Below are 16788 nucleotides of genomic sequence, written 5' to 3'. Positions count from 1 at the left end.
ATCTAAGCCGCGCAACTCTTTAAAATAACGTATTATTACCAATAGACAAACTATGACTACAAACCTTGCTGACTACCCACTACTTGCCCAAATTAATACACCAAAAGAGCTACGCAATTTACCGCAACAGCAATTAAAACGTGTCAGTGATGAATTGCGCAGTTTCTTACTAAATTCAGTGAGTAAAAGTAGTGGCCACTTTGCATCTGGCCTAGGCACCATTGAGCTCACTGTTGCCTTACATTATGTTTATAACACGCCATTCGATCATTTAATTTGGGATGTAGGCCATCAGGCTTATCCTCATAAGATTCTAACCGGGCGACGTGACCAATTACATACCATCAGACAAAAAGATGGCTTGCACCCTTTTCCGTGGCGTGAAGAAAGTGAGTATGACGTTTTAAGTGTTGGCCATTCTAGCACTTCAATTTCGGCGGCCTTAGGCTTAGCGGTCGCAGCAGAGAAAGAAGGTAAAAACCGTAAAACGGTAGCCGTTATCGGTGATGGCGCTATGACGGCGGGCATGGCTTTTGAAGCGTTAAATCATGCTGGCGACATTAACAAAGATATGCTGGTTATCTTAAATGACAATGAAATGTCTATTTCGCAAAATGTTGGTGCGCTAAATAATCACTTGGCAAAAATGCTCTCTGGCAGTTTTTATGCTGGTTTACGTGAGGGCAGTAAAAAGATTTTGAGCAATATCCCCCCTATGAAACAGCTTGCTAGTCGCGCTGAAGAGCACTTAAAAGGCATGATTGTGCCAAGTACCTTCTTCGAAGAACTCGGTTTTAATTATATTGGTCCAATAGATGGCCATGACGTTAATGGCTTAGTTGACACTATTAGAAATATGCGTAACCTTAAAGGTCCGCAAATACTACATATTGCCACTAAAAAAGGTAAAGGTTATCAAGCCGCTGAACAAGATCCTATCAAGTATCATGCGGTACCTAAATTTAACCCTGCAGATACCCATTTACCTAAAGCAAAACCTAGCTTACCTAGCTATTCAAAAATATTTGGCGATTGGTTATGTAAAACCGCTGAAGTGGACAGTAAATTAGTCGCTGTTACCCCAGCAATGGCTGAAGGCTCTGGTATGGTTGAATTTAGCCAACGTTTTCCTGAGCAATACTTTGATGTAGCAATAGCAGAGCAACATGCAATCACTTTTGCAGCTGGCCTTGCTATCGGTGGACAAAAGCCAGTAGTTGCCATTTACTCAACTTTCTTACAACGTGGTTATGATCAGTTTATACATGATATTGCCATCCAAAACTTACCGGTAATGTTTGCCGTTGACCGTGCTGGTATTGTCGGTGCTGACGGTGCGACTCATCAGGGTGTGTTTGATTTAAGCTTTTTACGTTGTATTCCAAATACCGTCATTATGGCGCCATCAGATGAACGTGAATGTCAGTTAATGCTTAATACTGGCTTTAGATTAAATGGTCCTAGCGTTGTCCGTTATCCTCGTGGCAATGGTACGGGGGCAACTCTGCCCAGTGTTGATGAAACCATAGAAATTGGTAAAGGGGTAACCATCCTCAATGGCACAAGTACAGAAGGTAAGGAGCAAAAAGGTCGACGCATTGCCATATTAAGCTTTGGCTCGATGTTAGTTCAAGCAAAGAAAGCCGCCATAGAGCTTAATGCCACGCTGGTAGATATGCGTTTTATCAAACCACTAGATGAAACACTGATTGATCAGCTCAATGCCAATCATGACTGTCTGGTGACTATTGAAGATAATGCCATTGCCGGTGGTGCTGGCTCAGGCGTTAATGAATACCTACTAGCACAGGGCAAGCCGGTGAGTATCCTCAATATAGGTGTTGCTGATCATTTTGTTAAACATGGTACTCAAGAAGAAGTGCACCATGATTTAGGCCTAGATGCCCAAGGAATTGTCGCTAAAATAGTTAAGTTTATTGGCTAGTGACAATATATTGCTAATCTGACCAGGGTTAGCGAACATTAAAAAAGGATAATGAGTCATTCATTATCCTTTTTTAGTAGTGTTTTCATGGTCAGGCCTTACTGGTGAGCCTTACTAGTATTGACTAATTAACCATGCTACTTAGTAACTTATCAAATAATATAAAGTGCAATTATTATAAATTCTTAACATCAATTCTATTTTGCAAGTTTAGCTCAAGAGCGGCTTTTTTCTCACGCTGTTGTCGCTTTTCACACGGATTGTCACAATTACACTCTTTGCCAATACCAACGCTGGCTAAACCACCACAACTGCCCGCCAAGGTTTTATTCTGAAAAATATAACCGACTGCCATCGCAGCCCCTACCATAAGGAAAAAACCAAAGGTAATAAAGAAAATCATCATAATCTTATGCTCTCAACTTACTTAACTTATTCTAATTAATTTAACTAAAAACTGCCAATGCTCGGGACAAGAGTCATTGCTTTAAATAATATAGTGCCCACTATTTCTAAAAACAGAAAGTGTCGCTAGTATTATACTCAACGCTATAAGAAAGCCCTTTGATTACAGAGCTCTTTATGTAGAATGGTATTATTATTTCAAATATTGACGGAATTTTACCGTAAATCGCTCCTCAAAGCCATTTTCAGTCTTAGCAATAAATAATGCCGCCAGATCATTTTCAACGGCAAAATCCATGCCCTTTTCCATGCCCATCACCATCAAGGTGGTTGATAAACCATCAGCTGTCATCGAGGAAGGATGAATTACCGTTACCGAGACTAAATTATGATTGATGGGTTTACCGGTATCTGGGTCAATAATATGTGAAAAACGTCGACCATCGACTTCAAAGTAGTTACGGTAATCACCAGACGTTGCTACGGCATTATCTTTAGGAATAATGACTTGCTGTATTGCTCGCTCTTTGCCACTTGGATCGAGAATTGGTTTTTCTATGGCAATAGCCCACAACTCACCTGTATGCTTAAAGCCTCTTAGACGCATTTCTCCACCTATTTCCACTAGGTAGTTGGTAAAGCCATGACTTTCAATTAACTCAGCCACAACATCGACGCCATAGCCTTTCGCTATGGTAGATAAATCTATATATAAATCCGGTATTTTCTTAGCAAGTTGATTGCCCACTAACGTTAAATACTGTAACCCAACCCGTTTTTTGGTCGCGGCTAATATCTCATCACTGGGTATTTTTTCAGGACGCTGCTCTGGACCAAAGCCCCACAAATTGACTAAGGGGCCAACGGTAACATCTAGCTTACCGCCACTTAACTTACCAAGACGAATTGACTCTTTTAGTACCCGAGCAAAACCTGCCGACACTTCGACAGAGTCAGTTGATTTCGATTGGTTAAAGAGAGATATTTCCGAGTTCTCTAGATAAGTCGACATTTCTTGGTTAACTTGTTGCAGTGCAGCATCAATTTTTTGCTGTAATTGCAGTGCCAGCAACTGTTCTTCTATCGCCACTACTTTAATACTATAGGTAGTGCCCATAGTTTGGCCTTGCAGTAACACCTCTATTTTATTTGAATGATTACTAGGAAAGCAAGCGGATAAAGTTATCGTTAACACCGTTAACAACAGTAGTTTGAGTTTATTCATAAAGATTCCAAATTATTATTTATATCGCTATATTTTTGGCTGAAAAATATAGTGATATAAATAAGCTATTTTCTTTAATCGGTTGTTAAAATAAAAAGACGACCTAAGTCGTCTTTATTTAAATGCTCTTCAACAGTATATTTAAAGTTAAGCGCTGAATAGTGGAACTAATTCAAGGCGGATGCACGGAGCCTATGACTATAGGTGAGTACATCTAACGATGAAATAGCGCCACTAGGCAAGCTTAAGTTAAAATATTAGCCACCAAAGTCATCTAGCATAATATTCTCGTCTTCTACACCAAGATCTTTAAGCATACCGATAACAGCAGCATTCATCATTGGTGGACCACACATGTAGTATTCACAATCTTCTGGCGCTTCGTGATCTTTCAAGTATTCTTCGAAAAGAACATTATGAATAAAACCAGTCATGCCATCCCAGTTATCATCGGGTTGCGGATCAGACAAGGCAACATGCCAGACAAAGTTGTCATTTTCAGCCGCTAGGCCGTTATAATCATCTTCATAGAACATCTCACGTTTAGAACGTGCACCGTACCAGAAACTAATCTTACGCTTAGTCTTAAGGCGCTTGAGTTGGTCAAAGATATGAGAACGCATCGGTGCCATACCAGCACCACCACCAATAAAGACCATTTCATTATCAGTTTCTTTAGCGAAAAACTCACCAAAAGGACCAGAAATAGTCACTTTATCACCTGGCTTAAGGCTAAAAATGTATGAAGACATTTTACCCGCTGGTAAATGTAACTTACCCGGAGGCGGCGTAGCAATACGCACGTTCAGCATAATAATGCCTTCTTCTTCTGGGTAACTTGCCATTGAGTAAGCACGTAAGGTTTCTTCATCAACTTTTGATTCAACATCGAAGAAGCCAAAGTGTTGCCAATCGCCACGGTACTGTTCATCAATGTCAAAATCACTGTATTTGACATGATGGGCTGGGGCTTCAATTTGAATGTAACCACCGGCTTTAAACGGTACAGATTCGCCATCAGGAATTTTTAATATTAATTCTTTGATGAAGGTTGCTTGGTTATCATTAGAGATAACTTCACATTCCCACTTTTGCACACCGAAGATTTCATCTTCGACTTCAATGACCATGTCTTGCTTAACAGCAACTTGACAGGCTAAACGACAACCAGCTTTGGCTTCACGCTTAGTAATATGTCCTTCTTCAGTAGGTAAAATATCACCACCACCTGAATGCACGTCAACACGACATTGACCACAAGTACCGCCACCGCCACATGCTGAAGGAATAAAAATACCTTGGTCTGCTAATACGCCTAACAATTTGCCACCCGCAGCAGCAGTCACTGACTTGCTTGGGTCGCCATTAATACTAATTGTAATGTCACCTGAAGAAACTAATTTTGATTTAGCAAATAAAATCACTAACACCAAAAGTAATACTATCGCGGTAAACATTGATATGCCGAGAATAATTTCCATCGACTTTTCCTTTAATTTTATTAAGGGTTTAACAGCAATGTTCACTGTTAAACCAACATTAACCTTGAGTTACAGGGAAATACCACCGAAAGAAAGGAAGCCAAAGGCCATCAATCCAGCAGTGATAAACGTAATGCCTAAACCTTTTAAACCGTCTGGTACGTCAGAGTATTTCATCTTTTCGCGTAAACCAGCCATCAATACGATTGCTAACATCCAACCTACACCTGAGCCAATGCCATAAACAACACTTTCGCCAAAGGTAAGGTTTTTCGCAACCATAAAGGATACCGCACCAAAGATGGCACAGTTAACGGTAATTAAAGGTAGGAAGATGCCAAGTGCTTGATACAAAGCTGGGAAATATTTATCTAAAATCATTTCCAATATTTGTACTAAGGCAGCAATTACCCCGATAAAAGTAATAAAAGACAAGAAGCTAAGGTCAATTGATTCTTTCGGATCCGTTATGCCCATTAGACTATCAAGTGCTCCAGGCGCTAAAATAGCTTGGTAGATAACTTGGTTAGCAGGAACTGCTAACCCTAATACCACGACTACTGCAACACCTAAGCCAATGGCGGTACTTATCTTCTTAGACACAGCTAAGAAGGTACACATACCTAAGAAGAAACTTAGCGCCATATTCTCAATGAAGATGGTTTTAATAAAAATACTTAAATAATGTTCCATGGGTTTAATCCTTCTCTACTTGTTCAGGTTTCCACTGGCGAATTGCCCAGATGATTAAACCAATAATGAAGAATGAACTAAATGGTAATACCAATAAGCCGTTACCTTGATACCAGCCACCGTTTTGTGTTAACTGAAATATCTCAACACCGAACAGAGTACCAAAACCGAATAATTCACGGAAAAAAGCAACAACCATTAATACTGCGCCGTAACCTAAACCATTACCTATACCGTCTAAGAAACTCACACCTGGCTTTTCTTTCATTGCAAAAGCTTCAGCGCGACCCATAACAATACAGTTAGTGATGATCAGACCAATAAATACTGATAACTCTTTCGATAATTGATATGAAAAGGCTTTCAAAACTTGGTCAACCACAATGACTAGTGAGGCAATAATTGCCATTTGCACAATAATCCGCACACTTGATGGTATTTGCTTACGAATAATCGAAATAAACAAGTTAGAGAAAGCCGTAACTAACATTACCGCCAATGACATTACTAGCGCATTCGCCATTGAACTGGTAACAGCAAGCGCAGAACAAACCCCTAATACTTGTAAAGCAATAGGATTGTTATCAACAACAGGTCCAAAGAGGACTTTTTTAGTATCTGAAGACATTAATCAAGCCCTCCGTCTTTAAATTTGTTGATGAAAGGACCATAGCCCTCATCACCTAACCAAAAATGTAAAGTATGCTCAACACCATTACTGGTTAATGTTGCACCAGATAAAGCATCAACACCGTGAATGTCACCTTTTTTAGCGCCACCTTTAACGATTTTAATGGCAATATCACCTTGCTCGTTAAACATTTTTTTACCTGGCCATAAGGCTTTCCACTTAGGGTTCAGCACTTCAGCGCCTAATCCAGGAGTTTCCTTAAGGTCAGAGTAAATGACACTGCTAACGGTATTTAAATCAGCTTCTAAGCCAACAAAGCCATACATTAAATCCCATAAGCCCATACCTAAAATAGGTAAGACGATAGTGGTTAATTGGCCTTGTTCGTTGTTAACTAAATAAACAACCGCACTATTAGCACGACGGTTAATACCAGCGATATCATTTTTAGGTTTAATACTTTGAGTCACATCACGCGCCGCGCTACGTTCATCAAAAGCATTAACATCACCGTCAATAAATGCCCCTGAATCAAGGTCAATCATTTTAGCAACAACATATTTGTTGTAAGTACTTACGATACTTTTATCTTCGCTACCCGCATTTTTTATATTTTCTGGCTTTAAAGCAATAGCTAATATATTTGATGCTTCAAGAATTTTAGTTTGCTTATCCAGTAATTTGTTAGCCGTTTGTAATGGTTTCAAACCTACTGCCGCCACTGATACCAGAGCAGCACACACTAAACAAATAATTAAAACAAAGATCAGCGTACCGGCAACCGTTTCAGGTTTTTTAGTATTAGACATTGCGTGCAAGCCTCCGTTTGATATTGCCTTGTACTACAAAGTAGTCAAACAATGGTGCGAACAAGTTAGCGAATAAAATAGCTAACATCATACCTTCTGGGAATGCAGGGTTAACAACACGAACCAATACCACCATCACGCCAACTAAAGCGCCAAACCAGTATTTACCGGTATTGGTAAATGAAGCAGACACTGGGTCTGTTGCCATAAACATCATACCAAAGGCAAAACCACCAATAACTAGATGCCAGTGCCAAGGCATAGCAAACATAGCATTAGACTCACTACCGATTAAATTGAATAGTAATGAAGTCGCAACCATGCCACCAAAGACACCTAGAACGATGCGCCATGAAGCAAGGCCTTTATAAAGGATATATGCACCACCTAAAAGGATAGCAAATGTTGATACTTCACCAACAGAGCCTGGGATAAAGCCCCAGAAAGCGCTCCACCAATCAGCGTTAACTGAGTAATCAACTAAACTTGGAGTAGCAGCGTTGAAAGCACTTAACATAGTTGCACCAGAGAAACCGTCAACTGCAACCCATACTGCATCACCCGAGATTTGTGCTGGGTAAGCGAAGAATAAGAATGCACGACCTGCTAATGCTGGGTTTAAGAAGTTTTTACCTGTGCCACCAAAGATTTCTTTAGCGATAACTATACCAAAAGTAATACCAATGGCTACTTGCCATAATGGAATACTCGCTGGCAAGATAAGGGCGAATAAAATAGAAGAAACGAAGAAACCTTCATTAACTTCATGTTTACGCACTGCAGCAAAAAGCACTTCCCAGAAACCACCAACGGCAAACGTTACCGCGTAGATAGGTAGGAAGAAACAGGCACCATAGAGCATCATGCTAAAGGTATCAGCACTGGCCGTTAGCGTACCACCAAGCAAGGTAAATAAATCAACTTGCCAAGATTGTGGTAAAGCATAACCCGCCGCTAATGCGTCAACAGCTTGATAACCAATGTTATACATACCAAAGAACATGGCTGGGAAAACCGCAAGCCATACTGTGATCATGATACGTTTTAAATCGATGCTATCACGAACATGGGTTTTACCTTTGTTCACATAACCAGGAGTAAATAAACCGGTAGCAACGGCTTCGTAAAGTGCAAACCATTTCTCATGTTTGCCGCCTTTTTCAAAATGCGGTTCAATATCTTCAATAAACTTTTTCAAGCCCATGACTAACCTTCCTTTTCGATTGTGGTTAGGCAATCACGAAGAATAACACCGTAATCTGTTTTGCCAGGGCAAACAAATGTACACAGTGCTAAATCTTCTTCGTCTAGCTCTAAGGCACCTAGTTGTTGCGCGCCGTCGGTATCACCAGAGCAAATATCGCGTAAAAACAAGGTAGTTAAAATATCTAATGGCATAACACGCTCAAAGTTACCAATTGGCACCATAGCGCGTGGGCTACCGTTAGTCGTAGTGGTCATGTTAAATAATTTACTTGGGAACAAGTGCGACAAATATGCGCGTGTTACCGAGAATTTATTTGCACCTGGGTACATGTAACCGATAAACTCTTTTTCACGACCTTCAAGAATTAATGATACTTGTACGTTATAACGACCTAAGTAACCGTGAACAGCTGTCGCGGTAGAGCCCATTAGCAATGAACCAGAAACAACACGTAGTTCACCGTCAATGACTTCACCCGCTGATAATTCAGCAGTACTTGCACCTAACACCGTACGTACTAGACGCGGGTTAGTGGCGGCTGGGCCAGCAAGTGAAATAACACGATTATTGTCAAGTTCACCGGTAGTGAATAATTTGGCAAAGGCGATAACATCTTGATAACCAAGATGCCAAACAAATCTGTCGGCACTCGCTGATTTTAAGAAGTGAATATGTGTACCGACAAGACCTGCAGGGTGCTTGCCAGCAAATTCAGTCACTGTGGCATTGTCATCTACTGGGATATTTGCCCCAGGTGCTTTGCTAACAAATACTTTACCTGTCGTTAAACGAGATAAAATGGTTAAACCATTTTTAAACGCTTCACTTTGTTCATTAATGATGACTTCAGGATTTGCAGCTAATGGATTAGTATCCATGGCGCTAACAAAAATCGCAGCTGGCTCACTATCAATGGCAGGAATTTTGCTGAATGGGCGAGTTCGTAACGCAGTCCACAAACCTGAATCGACTAGGTTTTTCACTACGTCTGCACGAGCGATAGTACCTAATTTATTGGCTGAGTAACTGGTAAACGTTTCTTGATCATAGCCATCAACATCGATAACAACTGATTGTAAAACACGTTTTTCACCACGGTTAATTTCTTTAACAACACCGGCAGCTTGAGCTGTGAATTTAACGCCAGGATTTTTTTTATCTTCAAAAATCACTTGACCTTTTTTAACACGATCACCCACTTTAACAAACATGGTTGGACGCATACCCACAAACTCTTCACCGAGTGTTGCAACGGTTTTGATGGACGGACCATCATGGATTACCTGCTGGGGAGCGCCTTTTACCGGAACATCCAAGCCTTTTTTTATTGTAATCATAAACACTTGCACTACTTTTGATGGGAGTATAAAAATCAGTTCGTTAGTTTATCTAATGAATATCGGCGCTTAAACCATATAAATGGAGTAAATGCATAAATATCAATTAGATAAATTTAATTCACCAATTTCAGTGTATTTCAGTGAAGAATTAATTTTTAGCGTTACCACCAAAGAAAAAAACCCACTGGCTCTAAGTTAAAATTTTCTGGCGCGATATTAGCACAAAATGGCCTTTTTGTTCTACGACCATTCGCTATTTTTCATTACAATTTAGTCTATTAATATACTTTTTGCCTAGTTTTTGCTGATAACTAAACCTAGATAGAAAAATATTCGCGTTACTGGGGTTTTATTGCTCGGAATTTAAGCTGTTATGCTTACGTTTTACTGCTGGAATTAAGCTTTGATAATTACGTGATATTTTTATAAATCAGCTAATAATCCGTTGATATGAGCGTCGTAAATTAACCACTAATTTTATCTTCATTCGCGATGAAGTAACTTACTCACTAAGATAATCTCGCCACTATCCACTTTATCAATTAGATTAAAATCACCAATATGTTCAAAATTTCTCAAGTCAAAATTTTCACCTGCTGAAATACCTGCCCAACCATCTCGGCCATTATCTTTAACATGATAAAGCGCTTTATCTGCTACCTCAATGAGTTGTGAACAACTTAAGCGACAAGTTGCCGCGCGATCAAAGGGGATGGTGGTAAAACCAATGGACACTGTTTTAGTGATTTTTTCACCATTGGCTATTTCAAAAGACTTATTACTCACTTTAGTTCGTAAACGCTCGGCCATCTCTTGGGCTTTATTCGCTTGAGTAAAACGTGAAACGATTAAGAACTCTTCTCCCCCCCAGCGAATAATATGATCAGAAGATCGAAATACATCTTGTAGTAAAGTGGCAAATTGTTTCAACACCATATCACCAGATTCATGGCCGTATTTATCATTTACCTCTTTAAAAAAATCAATGTCCGCGAAAAAGAAAGTCACATCAGCATTGGGGGTATTATCTTTTTTCAAGCGCATCGATTGAGAAATATCTTGATCGATGGTACTTTCTAAAAAGCGCCTATTCTTCAAACCCGTTAATGAATCGGTTAAGGCCGCTTGCTCATAAGCGATAAAAAGAATTCTATGTTTATGTAAGTTATAGCTAATTTTAAGTAACAATAATGCGATAAATGCATATATTAATTTCGCCCACCATGCCCACCAAAGAGGTGGTAATATCGTGATAGCTAAGTCAGTGCTTTCGCCCCATATTGGCTTAAAGCTATAGGCTCCCCGAATTGATAAAGTGTACTGCCCCGGGTTTAAATTGGTATACGTTATACGCCTATTTTTAGCGGAGCTTTCTACCCAAGCCTCATCAAAACCAAGTAACCTATGTTGATAAATAATCTTATTCGCTTGCCTATAATCCAAGGCAGAGATATCAAATGAAATTATATTTTCATTATGCTGAAGTGTTAAATGTTGAGTTTGATAAATAGGCTTAGTGAGAATATTACTATTTTCCTTAGCCTGTACTGACTTATTGGCTAGTAGCAGATCAACAATGGTGACTTTAACTGGATGGTTTTTTACTTCAATTTTCGTAGGGTCAAATGATAATAGCCCATAGTTTGAACCAAAATATAAGTAGTTATTGCTCGCTAGCGCATGAGCCGCAATATTAAAACTGCCCTTTATGCCATTTAATAGACTAAAAGTCTCAAGTTGGTAGCTAATTGGTGAAAATCGATATAAATTATGATTACTTGCTAACCAAAACATGCCGGCGTTATCTTTTTGCAGTCCAGCTAAGGTAGTTGATAAATGCTGGTGTAGTACTAATACTGTATAGCCATGGGTATTCTTTTCAATTTGATCAATTTTCCATAAGCCGGTATTGGTGGCGAACCAAATATTCTGCCGATCATCTTCGGCTATTTTGCTTACAGTAGAGAAACGAACACTGCGCGCTGGCAGCTGCTCGTTAAAGCTAAAGACAAGTTCAAATGGCCTATCACTTGTTTTTAAATATATCCCTTCAGTCGTCGCTAACCACAATCTTAAACGGCTATCGAGAAAAATCGCATCAACAGAGCCATTACTCGAGTCGGTTTGTCTCCTGCCAACTAAATTTACATGGGTTACTTCTTTTTTCGATAAATTAAATTCATATAAGCCTTTAGCAGTACCAATAAGTAGCTTGTCATTAAATTCAAATATTTCACTGATATAATTGCTTGAGCTACTACCGCCATGTTTATTAATTAGGGTAAAAGTAATAAAATCATCTGATTCTTTTTGGTATTTATTTAGGCCACCATTGCTAGTGCCAATCCAAATATCACCATTTTTTTGCTGCTTAATAGTGGTTATTGCATTATCCGAGAGAGAATTTTTTTCAGTTTTTTGGTGTTGAAAATGCTTAATCAGTTGCATATTCGCATCTAGATGGAGCACGCCGCTTGCTTCGGTGCCCAGCCATATATCACCTGAGTTGTCAGTAAGAATCGATGATATCGATTTCTCATGCCTGCTGCCGGGAAAGTATGGCGTTAAATTTTCCAAATGAAAGTTATGGTCGTCTAAAGCAAGAAAATGCAATTTACCACGCCAACTACCTAACCAGATACTACCATATTCATCGCACATCAAAGCATAATAAGCCGCATGCCCCAGCGTAGAAAAATCTGGGTACTCGTCTTTCAAATAAGAAAATTTTTCTGCCGTCAGATCAAAATAAACAACGCCATTAAGTGTACCTAACCATAAAATATTTTCTCTGTCCCTCATCATAGTAACAATAGTTTGTGGTCCAACTTTTCTTTTATCGCCGCTGTCGAGGTAGAGTCGTCTCACCTTACCAGTATTTATATCCAGTAAATTTAAGCCGCCACCCCAGGTACCAACCCATAATTTATGGTTGCTGTCATCAAATGACAAAGATTGAATCATATTACTCGACAGCGTACTGCTATCTGTGGCACTCGTTTGATAATAAGTTACCTTGCCTGTGCGCTTATGCAATTTTATTACCCCGAAATCTCGAGTGGCTATCCATAGATCACCCTGGTTACTTTCGACCAAATCACGTAAATATAATGTTGAATAATTTTGGCTATCCCCTAAAGGTATTCGCTGAAAATTATCTTTATCGGCATTGAATTTATTTAGACCGCCACCCGAGGTGGCAATATAGAGTTCCCCTTGTTTGGAAAGTAACAGTTTGCGAATATTATTATGACTCAAACTATGGGGATTATTTTTATCATGCTGAAATAGTGTTATTTTTTGATTGCTACTGGCCAGTTTTACTAGGCCTTTATTACGGGTGCCAAACCATAGATCTTTATTATCGTCTTGGATGATAGACCGAACCTCTAACTGCTCAAAGTCTTTACTGGTACTTTTAAACTCATAGCCATCATAGCGTAATACCCCGTCAGATGTGCCCAACCAAATAAAACCCTGATGGTCTTGAAACATGGTGAAGATGGTCAGGTTTTCAATCTGCAAAGATCCTAACGGGCTTTGCACATGATATTGGGGGGATAAAAAGCTGCTATAGGCTAAATTAGCATGAGCAGTTTGCCACACTAAAAGTAGCATAAGCATAAAGTAATACATGAAAGGTTTGACTAACTTAAAGCTCAACTCACACCTCTAATTGATCACTTTTTATACTAGGTCAATTAAGTAAAGTATAAGAGCTGAATTTTTGCAATAAGTACTGGTAATCAAGTTATACAGATACGATTTAATAAACAAAAAAGCAGCAATGAATATTGCTGCTTTAAACGTCTTGCTGCTATTGTTAGGCTTCGGCTATGTTAACTATTTAACTACCACTATGATTTTAGCTAGGCCTGAAAAATAGCTTCGATTGATAAATTTTGCTGTGATAAAATATCACGTAATCGTTTTAATGCTTCTACTTGAATTTGGCGAACACGCTCACGAGTTAAGCCTATTTCACAACCTACATCTTCTAAGGTTGCTGCTTCATAGCCAAGTAAACCAAAACGCCTTGCTAACACTTCTCTTTGCTTAGTATTAAGCTCATTTAGCCAATGAATAATATTATTACTCATATCTTCAGACTGCAGGTCACCTTCTGGACCAGCGCTTTTTTCATCCGCAATCACATCAAGTAGTGCTTTATCAGAGTCCCCAGCAAAAGGTGTATCGACAGAGGCAATACGCTCATTTAACCGCAACATTTTATTGACATCAGCAACCGGTTTATCAAGGTGAGTGGCTATGTCTTCTGCGGTGGGATCATGATCAAGCTTTTGAATTAATTCACGTGATGCACGCAAATAAATATTAAGTTCTTTAACAACATGTATGGGTAATCGAATGGTCCGGGTTTGATTCATTATTGCCCGTTCAATGGTTTGGCGTATCCACCATGTGGCATAGGTTGAGAAGCGAAAGCCTCGTTCTGGGTCAAATTTTTCCACCGCCCTAATTAAACCCAAATTACCTTCCTCGATTAAGTCTAATAAGGGCAGTCCCCGATTATTATAACGTCTGGCAATTTTAACCACTAAACGTAGATTACTTTCTATCATACGTTTTCGTGATGGCTCATCCCCTTTAAGGGCTAAACGTGAGAAATATACTTCTTCTTCAGCGGTTAACAATGGTGAAAAACCAATTTCGCTTAAATAAATCTGCGTCGCATCTAAATTAGATGATACGTCTTCCTTTGATTCTACAGTACTTTGTTCTTCTTGTAATTTGACCATGCTATTCTCCCAGATTGGCAAAGCTTGTTTTAATATTTAAATATTCACGGTAACTCCAGTTTTTTTTAGTATTTATCTTAAGACTTATTATTTATTGCTATTATTTTATAACATTATTTTTTTGGTAAATATTTTAAAGGATTGACCGACTTTCCTCGAAAGCGTATTTCAAAATGAAGCATGACTTTGTTGGTATCCGTATCTCCCATGGTGGCAATAACATCTCCTATGTTAATGCGTTGTTGCTCTTTAACGAGAATACGGTCGTTGTGGGCATAAGCACTCAGGTAGTCATCGTTATGTTTTATAATAATGAGTTTACCGTAGCCCCGAAGAGCGTTCCCTGCGTATACCACTTTACCTTTTGCCGAAGATTTAATTTTAGTGCCTCGGCGGCCAGTAATATCAATGCCTTTATTACCTTGAGCACTATTAGAAAACAACTTAACAACTTTGCCTTTAACGGGCCATTGCCAACGACTGATTTTTTGTGAAAAATCAACCCTTGGTAAAGTACTGTTTTGGTATGATTTCCGAGTGCTTACATTTTCACCATACGCCTGCTTTTTGGTAGATGCAAGCGTATTTTTTTGACTATATTCCTGCTTAGCGGTAGAGCTTTTAGTCCATTTTTTATTCGGCACCTTACCCTTGCTTACTTTCGTTGTTTTTTTAAGCTTTTGTGTCACTAAAAATAATTTTTGTCCTGGGTAGATTCGATAGGGTGAATATATATTATTTAGCTGAGCTATTCTTCTCACATCAGAGTCTGCTCGCCAAGCGATGGAGTAAAGAGTTTCACCTTTCTTTACAGTGTATTGCGTAGATTTTATCGTATCTCTGTTACGTTCACCTAAGATATTAATACTGTGTATATTTGAGACTGGCGCAGGTGTATTCCTGCTACTACAAGAAAAAATTGTCATAGCAAATATAAAGTAAGCAAATGTGTATTTTACTGTACGCAAAACACTCACAAATACTCCCGTTGACGAAGTTCCCTTTGCTTTAGCAACCAGATCAGCTGATTATTCATATACATATTATGGAATAAAAACCCACTTTAGCGTAAAGCAAAATAGCCAACGACTATGGCACCGACAAAGCCCCAACCTAGGACATCAACCCATTGACGTATTTTCTGCTCCATGGCATTGCCGCCCCACTTTATTAGACCAGCAACCATGAAAAAACGTAAGCCTCGTCCTATTGCTGAAGCAATAAAGAAAGGTAAAAAAGCCATATGTAAAAAGCCAGCACTGACGGTGAATAGTTTATAAGGTATAGGCGAGAAGCCGGCAATAAATACCACCCAAACACCCCATTCACTAAACCAATTAATAGCGGTATTAAACCTGTCTTGGTAACCAAACTCTGTTACTAGCGGTTGGATCCAAGGTTCAAACATTAAATAGCCAAGCCAATAGCCAACAGCGCCACCCAAAATAGACGCGATTGTGGTTAAACTGGCAAAATACCAAGCCTTGTGCGGCTTAGCTAAAACCATAGGCGCAAGCAACACATCCGGTGGGATAGGGAAAAAGATGGACTCTGCAAAGGTAAGTACAGCTAAGACTCGTGGTGCAAACTTGTGTTCAGCCCAACGTAAAGTCCACTGATAAAGACTAGAAAATATTTTCACTACAATAAATCTCCGGGTACTAAAGGTACGAAGCGAACTGCTTCTACTTGCTCTTCGTTGAAAGTATCACCATCTCGGGTGATTATTTTTAAAATTTGACTTTGTTCGCCTACAGGGATTATTAAGCGTCCACCATCAGCAAGTTGACTTAGTAATGCTGGTGGTACACTCGCAGGAGCCGCCGTCACTATAATCGCCTCAAATGGCCCCTTACTCTGCCAGCCTTGCCAGCCATCACCATGCTTCATCGCGACATTATGTAAATCCATTGCCCGCAAGCACTGCTTAGCTTGCCACTGTAAGGCTTTAATTCGCTCAACTGAAAAAACCTTATCCGTTAGCTGAGCTAAAATAGAGGTTTGATAACCCGAGCCAGTACCTATTTCCAATATAGATTTCGGTCGCCCTGCTGCCAGTAATAACTCAGACATTTTAGCAACGATATAAGGTTGTGAAATAGTTTGCCCTTGACCAATAGGTAGGGCGGTATTGTCATAGGCTTTATGTGCCAATATCTCAGGCACAAAAATATGCCGCGGTGATTGAGCAATAGCCTGTAAAACGGCGGTATTACTGATGCCTTCACTTTGTAACTTTTTCGCCAGCAATTCACCGCTGCGTCTTGATTTTCCGCCTATACGACTAGACAT

The 16788-nt window shown here is 39.4% G+C and carries 14 protein-coding genes; 1 reads left to right on the top strand and 13 read right to left on the bottom strand.

Features of this window, described 5'->3' with window-relative positions; all coding sequences use genetic code 11:
- The first annotated feature begins 52 nt into the window (after positions 1–52).
- Positions 53–1945, top strand: coding sequence for a 1-deoxy-D-xylulose-5-phosphate synthase (gene dxs / locus CMT41_RS04220; RefSeq protein WP_058026448.1), 1893 nt, complete (start codon positions 53–55; stop codon positions 1943–1945).
- A 175-nt stretch (positions 1946–2120) separates the two neighbouring features.
- Here dxs and nqrM read toward each other — a convergent pair whose 3' ends face one another.
- The 13 genes from nqrM to CMT41_RS04155 all read right to left on the bottom strand — a co-directional run bounded on the left by nqrM (position 2121) and on the right by CMT41_RS04155 (position 16788).
- Positions 2121–2351 carry a (Na+)-NQR maturation NqrM gene (gene nqrM, locus CMT41_RS04215; RefSeq protein ID WP_057179941.1) on the bottom strand — a complete coding sequence of 77 codons (231 nt, stop codon included), beginning with the start codon at positions 2349–2351 and terminating at the stop codon, positions 2121–2123.
- 192 nt (positions 2352–2543) lie between these two features.
- The gene (locus CMT41_RS04210; protein WP_058026447.1) at positions 2544–3575 is read right to left on the bottom strand and encodes an FAD:protein FMN transferase; all 1032 of its coding nucleotides are present in this window, start codon (positions 3573–3575) and stop codon (positions 2544–2546) included.
- A 257-nt stretch (positions 3576–3832) separates the two neighbouring features.
- Positions 3833–5056 carry an NADH:ubiquinone reductase (Na(+)-transporting) subunit F gene (gene nqrF / locus CMT41_RS04205; protein WP_057179940.1) on the bottom strand — a complete coding sequence of 408 codons (1224 nt, stop codon included), beginning with the start codon at positions 5054–5056 and terminating at the stop codon, positions 3833–3835.
- Between the two features lie 69 nt (positions 5057–5125).
- On the bottom strand, positions 5126–5749 hold the full coding sequence (gene nqrE, locus CMT41_RS04200; protein WP_057179939.1) for an NADH:ubiquinone reductase (Na(+)-transporting) subunit E: 624 nt from the start codon (positions 5747–5749) through the stop codon (positions 5126–5128).
- A gap of 4 nt (positions 5750–5753) precedes the next feature.
- The gene (locus tag CMT41_RS04195) at positions 5754–6377 is read right to left on the bottom strand and encodes an NADH:ubiquinone reductase (Na(+)-transporting) subunit D (protein WP_057179938.1); all 624 of its coding nucleotides are present in this window, start codon (positions 6375–6377) and stop codon (positions 5754–5756) included.
- Positions 6377–7189, bottom strand: coding sequence for a Na(+)-translocating NADH-quinone reductase subunit C (locus tag CMT41_RS04190; protein WP_057179937.1), 813 nt, complete (start codon positions 7187–7189; stop codon positions 6377–6379). The genes CMT41_RS04195 and CMT41_RS04190 overlap by 1 nt, the downstream gene beginning before the upstream one ends.
- Positions 7182–8393: an NADH:ubiquinone reductase (Na(+)-transporting) subunit B gene (locus tag CMT41_RS04185; RefSeq protein ID WP_057179936.1), complete on the bottom strand. Its 1212-nt coding sequence runs from the start codon at positions 8391–8393 to the stop codon at positions 7182–7184. Before CMT41_RS04185 ends, CMT41_RS04190 begins: the two co-directional genes overlap by 8 nt.
- Positions 8394–8395: 2 nt before the next feature.
- Positions 8396–9733 (bottom strand): Na(+)-translocating NADH-quinone reductase subunit A, encoded by a 1338-nt coding sequence (locus tag CMT41_RS04180; protein ID WP_057179935.1) that lies wholly within the window; start codon positions 9731–9733, stop codon positions 8396–8398.
- A 486-nt stretch (positions 9734–10219) separates the two neighbouring features.
- The gene (locus CMT41_RS04175) at positions 10220–13360 is read right to left on the bottom strand and encodes a ligand-binding sensor domain-containing protein (protein WP_198149784.1); all 3141 of its coding nucleotides are present in this window, start codon (positions 13358–13360) and stop codon (positions 10220–10222) included.
- Between the two features lie 245 nt (positions 13361–13605).
- Positions 13606–14496, bottom strand: coding sequence for an RNA polymerase sigma factor RpoS (rpoS, locus tag CMT41_RS04170; protein ID WP_088568896.1), 891 nt, complete (start codon positions 14494–14496; stop codon positions 13606–13608).
- Between the two features lie 113 nt (positions 14497–14609).
- Positions 14610–15422: a peptidoglycan DD-metalloendopeptidase family protein gene (locus CMT41_RS04165; RefSeq protein WP_083494345.1), complete on the bottom strand. Its 813-nt coding sequence runs from the start codon at positions 15420–15422 to the stop codon at positions 14610–14612.
- 137 nt (positions 15423–15559) lie between these two features.
- The gene (locus tag CMT41_RS04160; RefSeq protein WP_057179932.1) at positions 15560–16138 is read right to left on the bottom strand and encodes a YqaA family protein; all 579 of its coding nucleotides are present in this window, start codon (positions 16136–16138) and stop codon (positions 15560–15562) included.
- Entirely contained in the window at positions 16138–16788 is a 651-nt protein-coding gene (locus tag CMT41_RS04155; RefSeq protein ID WP_058026444.1) for a protein-L-isoaspartate(D-aspartate) O-methyltransferase, read from the bottom strand. Before CMT41_RS04155 ends, CMT41_RS04160 begins: the two co-directional genes overlap by 1 nt.

It is taken from the genome of Colwellia sp. MT41 (assembly GCF_001444365.1).
Classification (GTDB): domain Bacteria; phylum Pseudomonadota; class Gammaproteobacteria; order Enterobacterales; family Alteromonadaceae; genus Colwellia; species Colwellia marinimaniae.
This window is presented reverse-complemented; position numbering and strand designations above follow the sequence as displayed.

Bases quoted from the DNA above. Each gene is read 5' to 3' on its own strand.
- CMT41_RS04175 (WP_198149784.1), bottom strand. From the start codon at position 13,360: ATGCTTATGCTACTTTTAGTGTGGCAAACTGCTCATGCTAATTTAGCC.
- nqrE (WP_057179939.1), bottom strand. From the start codon at position 5,749: ATGGAACATTATTTAAGTATTTTTATTAAAACCATCTTCATTGAGAAT.
- CMT41_RS04195 (WP_057179938.1), bottom strand. From the start codon at position 6,377: ATGTCTTCAGATACTAAAAAAGTCCTCTTTGGACCTGTTGTTGATAAC.
- CMT41_RS04185 (WP_057179936.1), bottom strand. From the start codon at position 8,393: ATGGGCTTGAAAAAGTTTATTGAAGATATTGAACCGCATTTTGAAAAA.
- CMT41_RS04155 (WP_058026444.1), bottom strand. From the start codon at position 16,788: ATGTCTAGTCGTATAGGCGGAAAATCAAGACGCAGCGGTGAATTGCTG.
- CMT41_RS04180 (WP_057179935.1), bottom strand. From the start codon at position 9,733: ATGATTACAATAAAAAAAGGCTTGGATGTTCCGGTAAAAGGCGCTCCC.
- dxs (WP_058026448.1), top strand. From the start codon at position 53: ATGACTACAAACCTTGCTGACTACCCACTACTTGCCCAAATTAATACA.
- CMT41_RS04165 (WP_083494345.1), bottom strand. From the start codon at position 15,422: ATGACAATTTTTTCTTGTAGTAGCAGGAATACACCTGCGCCAGTCTCA.
- nqrF (WP_057179940.1), bottom strand. From the start codon at position 5,056: ATGGAAATTATTCTCGGCATATCAATGTTTACCGCGATAGTATTACTT.
- CMT41_RS04210 (WP_058026447.1), bottom strand. From the start codon at position 3,575: ATGAATAAACTCAAACTACTGTTGTTAACGGTGTTAACGATAACTTTA.
- rpoS (WP_088568896.1), bottom strand. From the start codon at position 14,496: ATGGTCAAATTACAAGAAGAACAAAGTACTGTAGAATCAAAGGAAGAC.
- nqrM (WP_057179941.1), bottom strand. From the start codon at position 2,351: ATGATGATTTTCTTTATTACCTTTGGTTTTTTCCTTATGGTAGGGGCT.
- CMT41_RS04190 (WP_057179937.1), bottom strand. From the start codon at position 7,189: ATGTCTAATACTAAAAAACCTGAAACGGTTGCCGGTACGCTGATCTTT.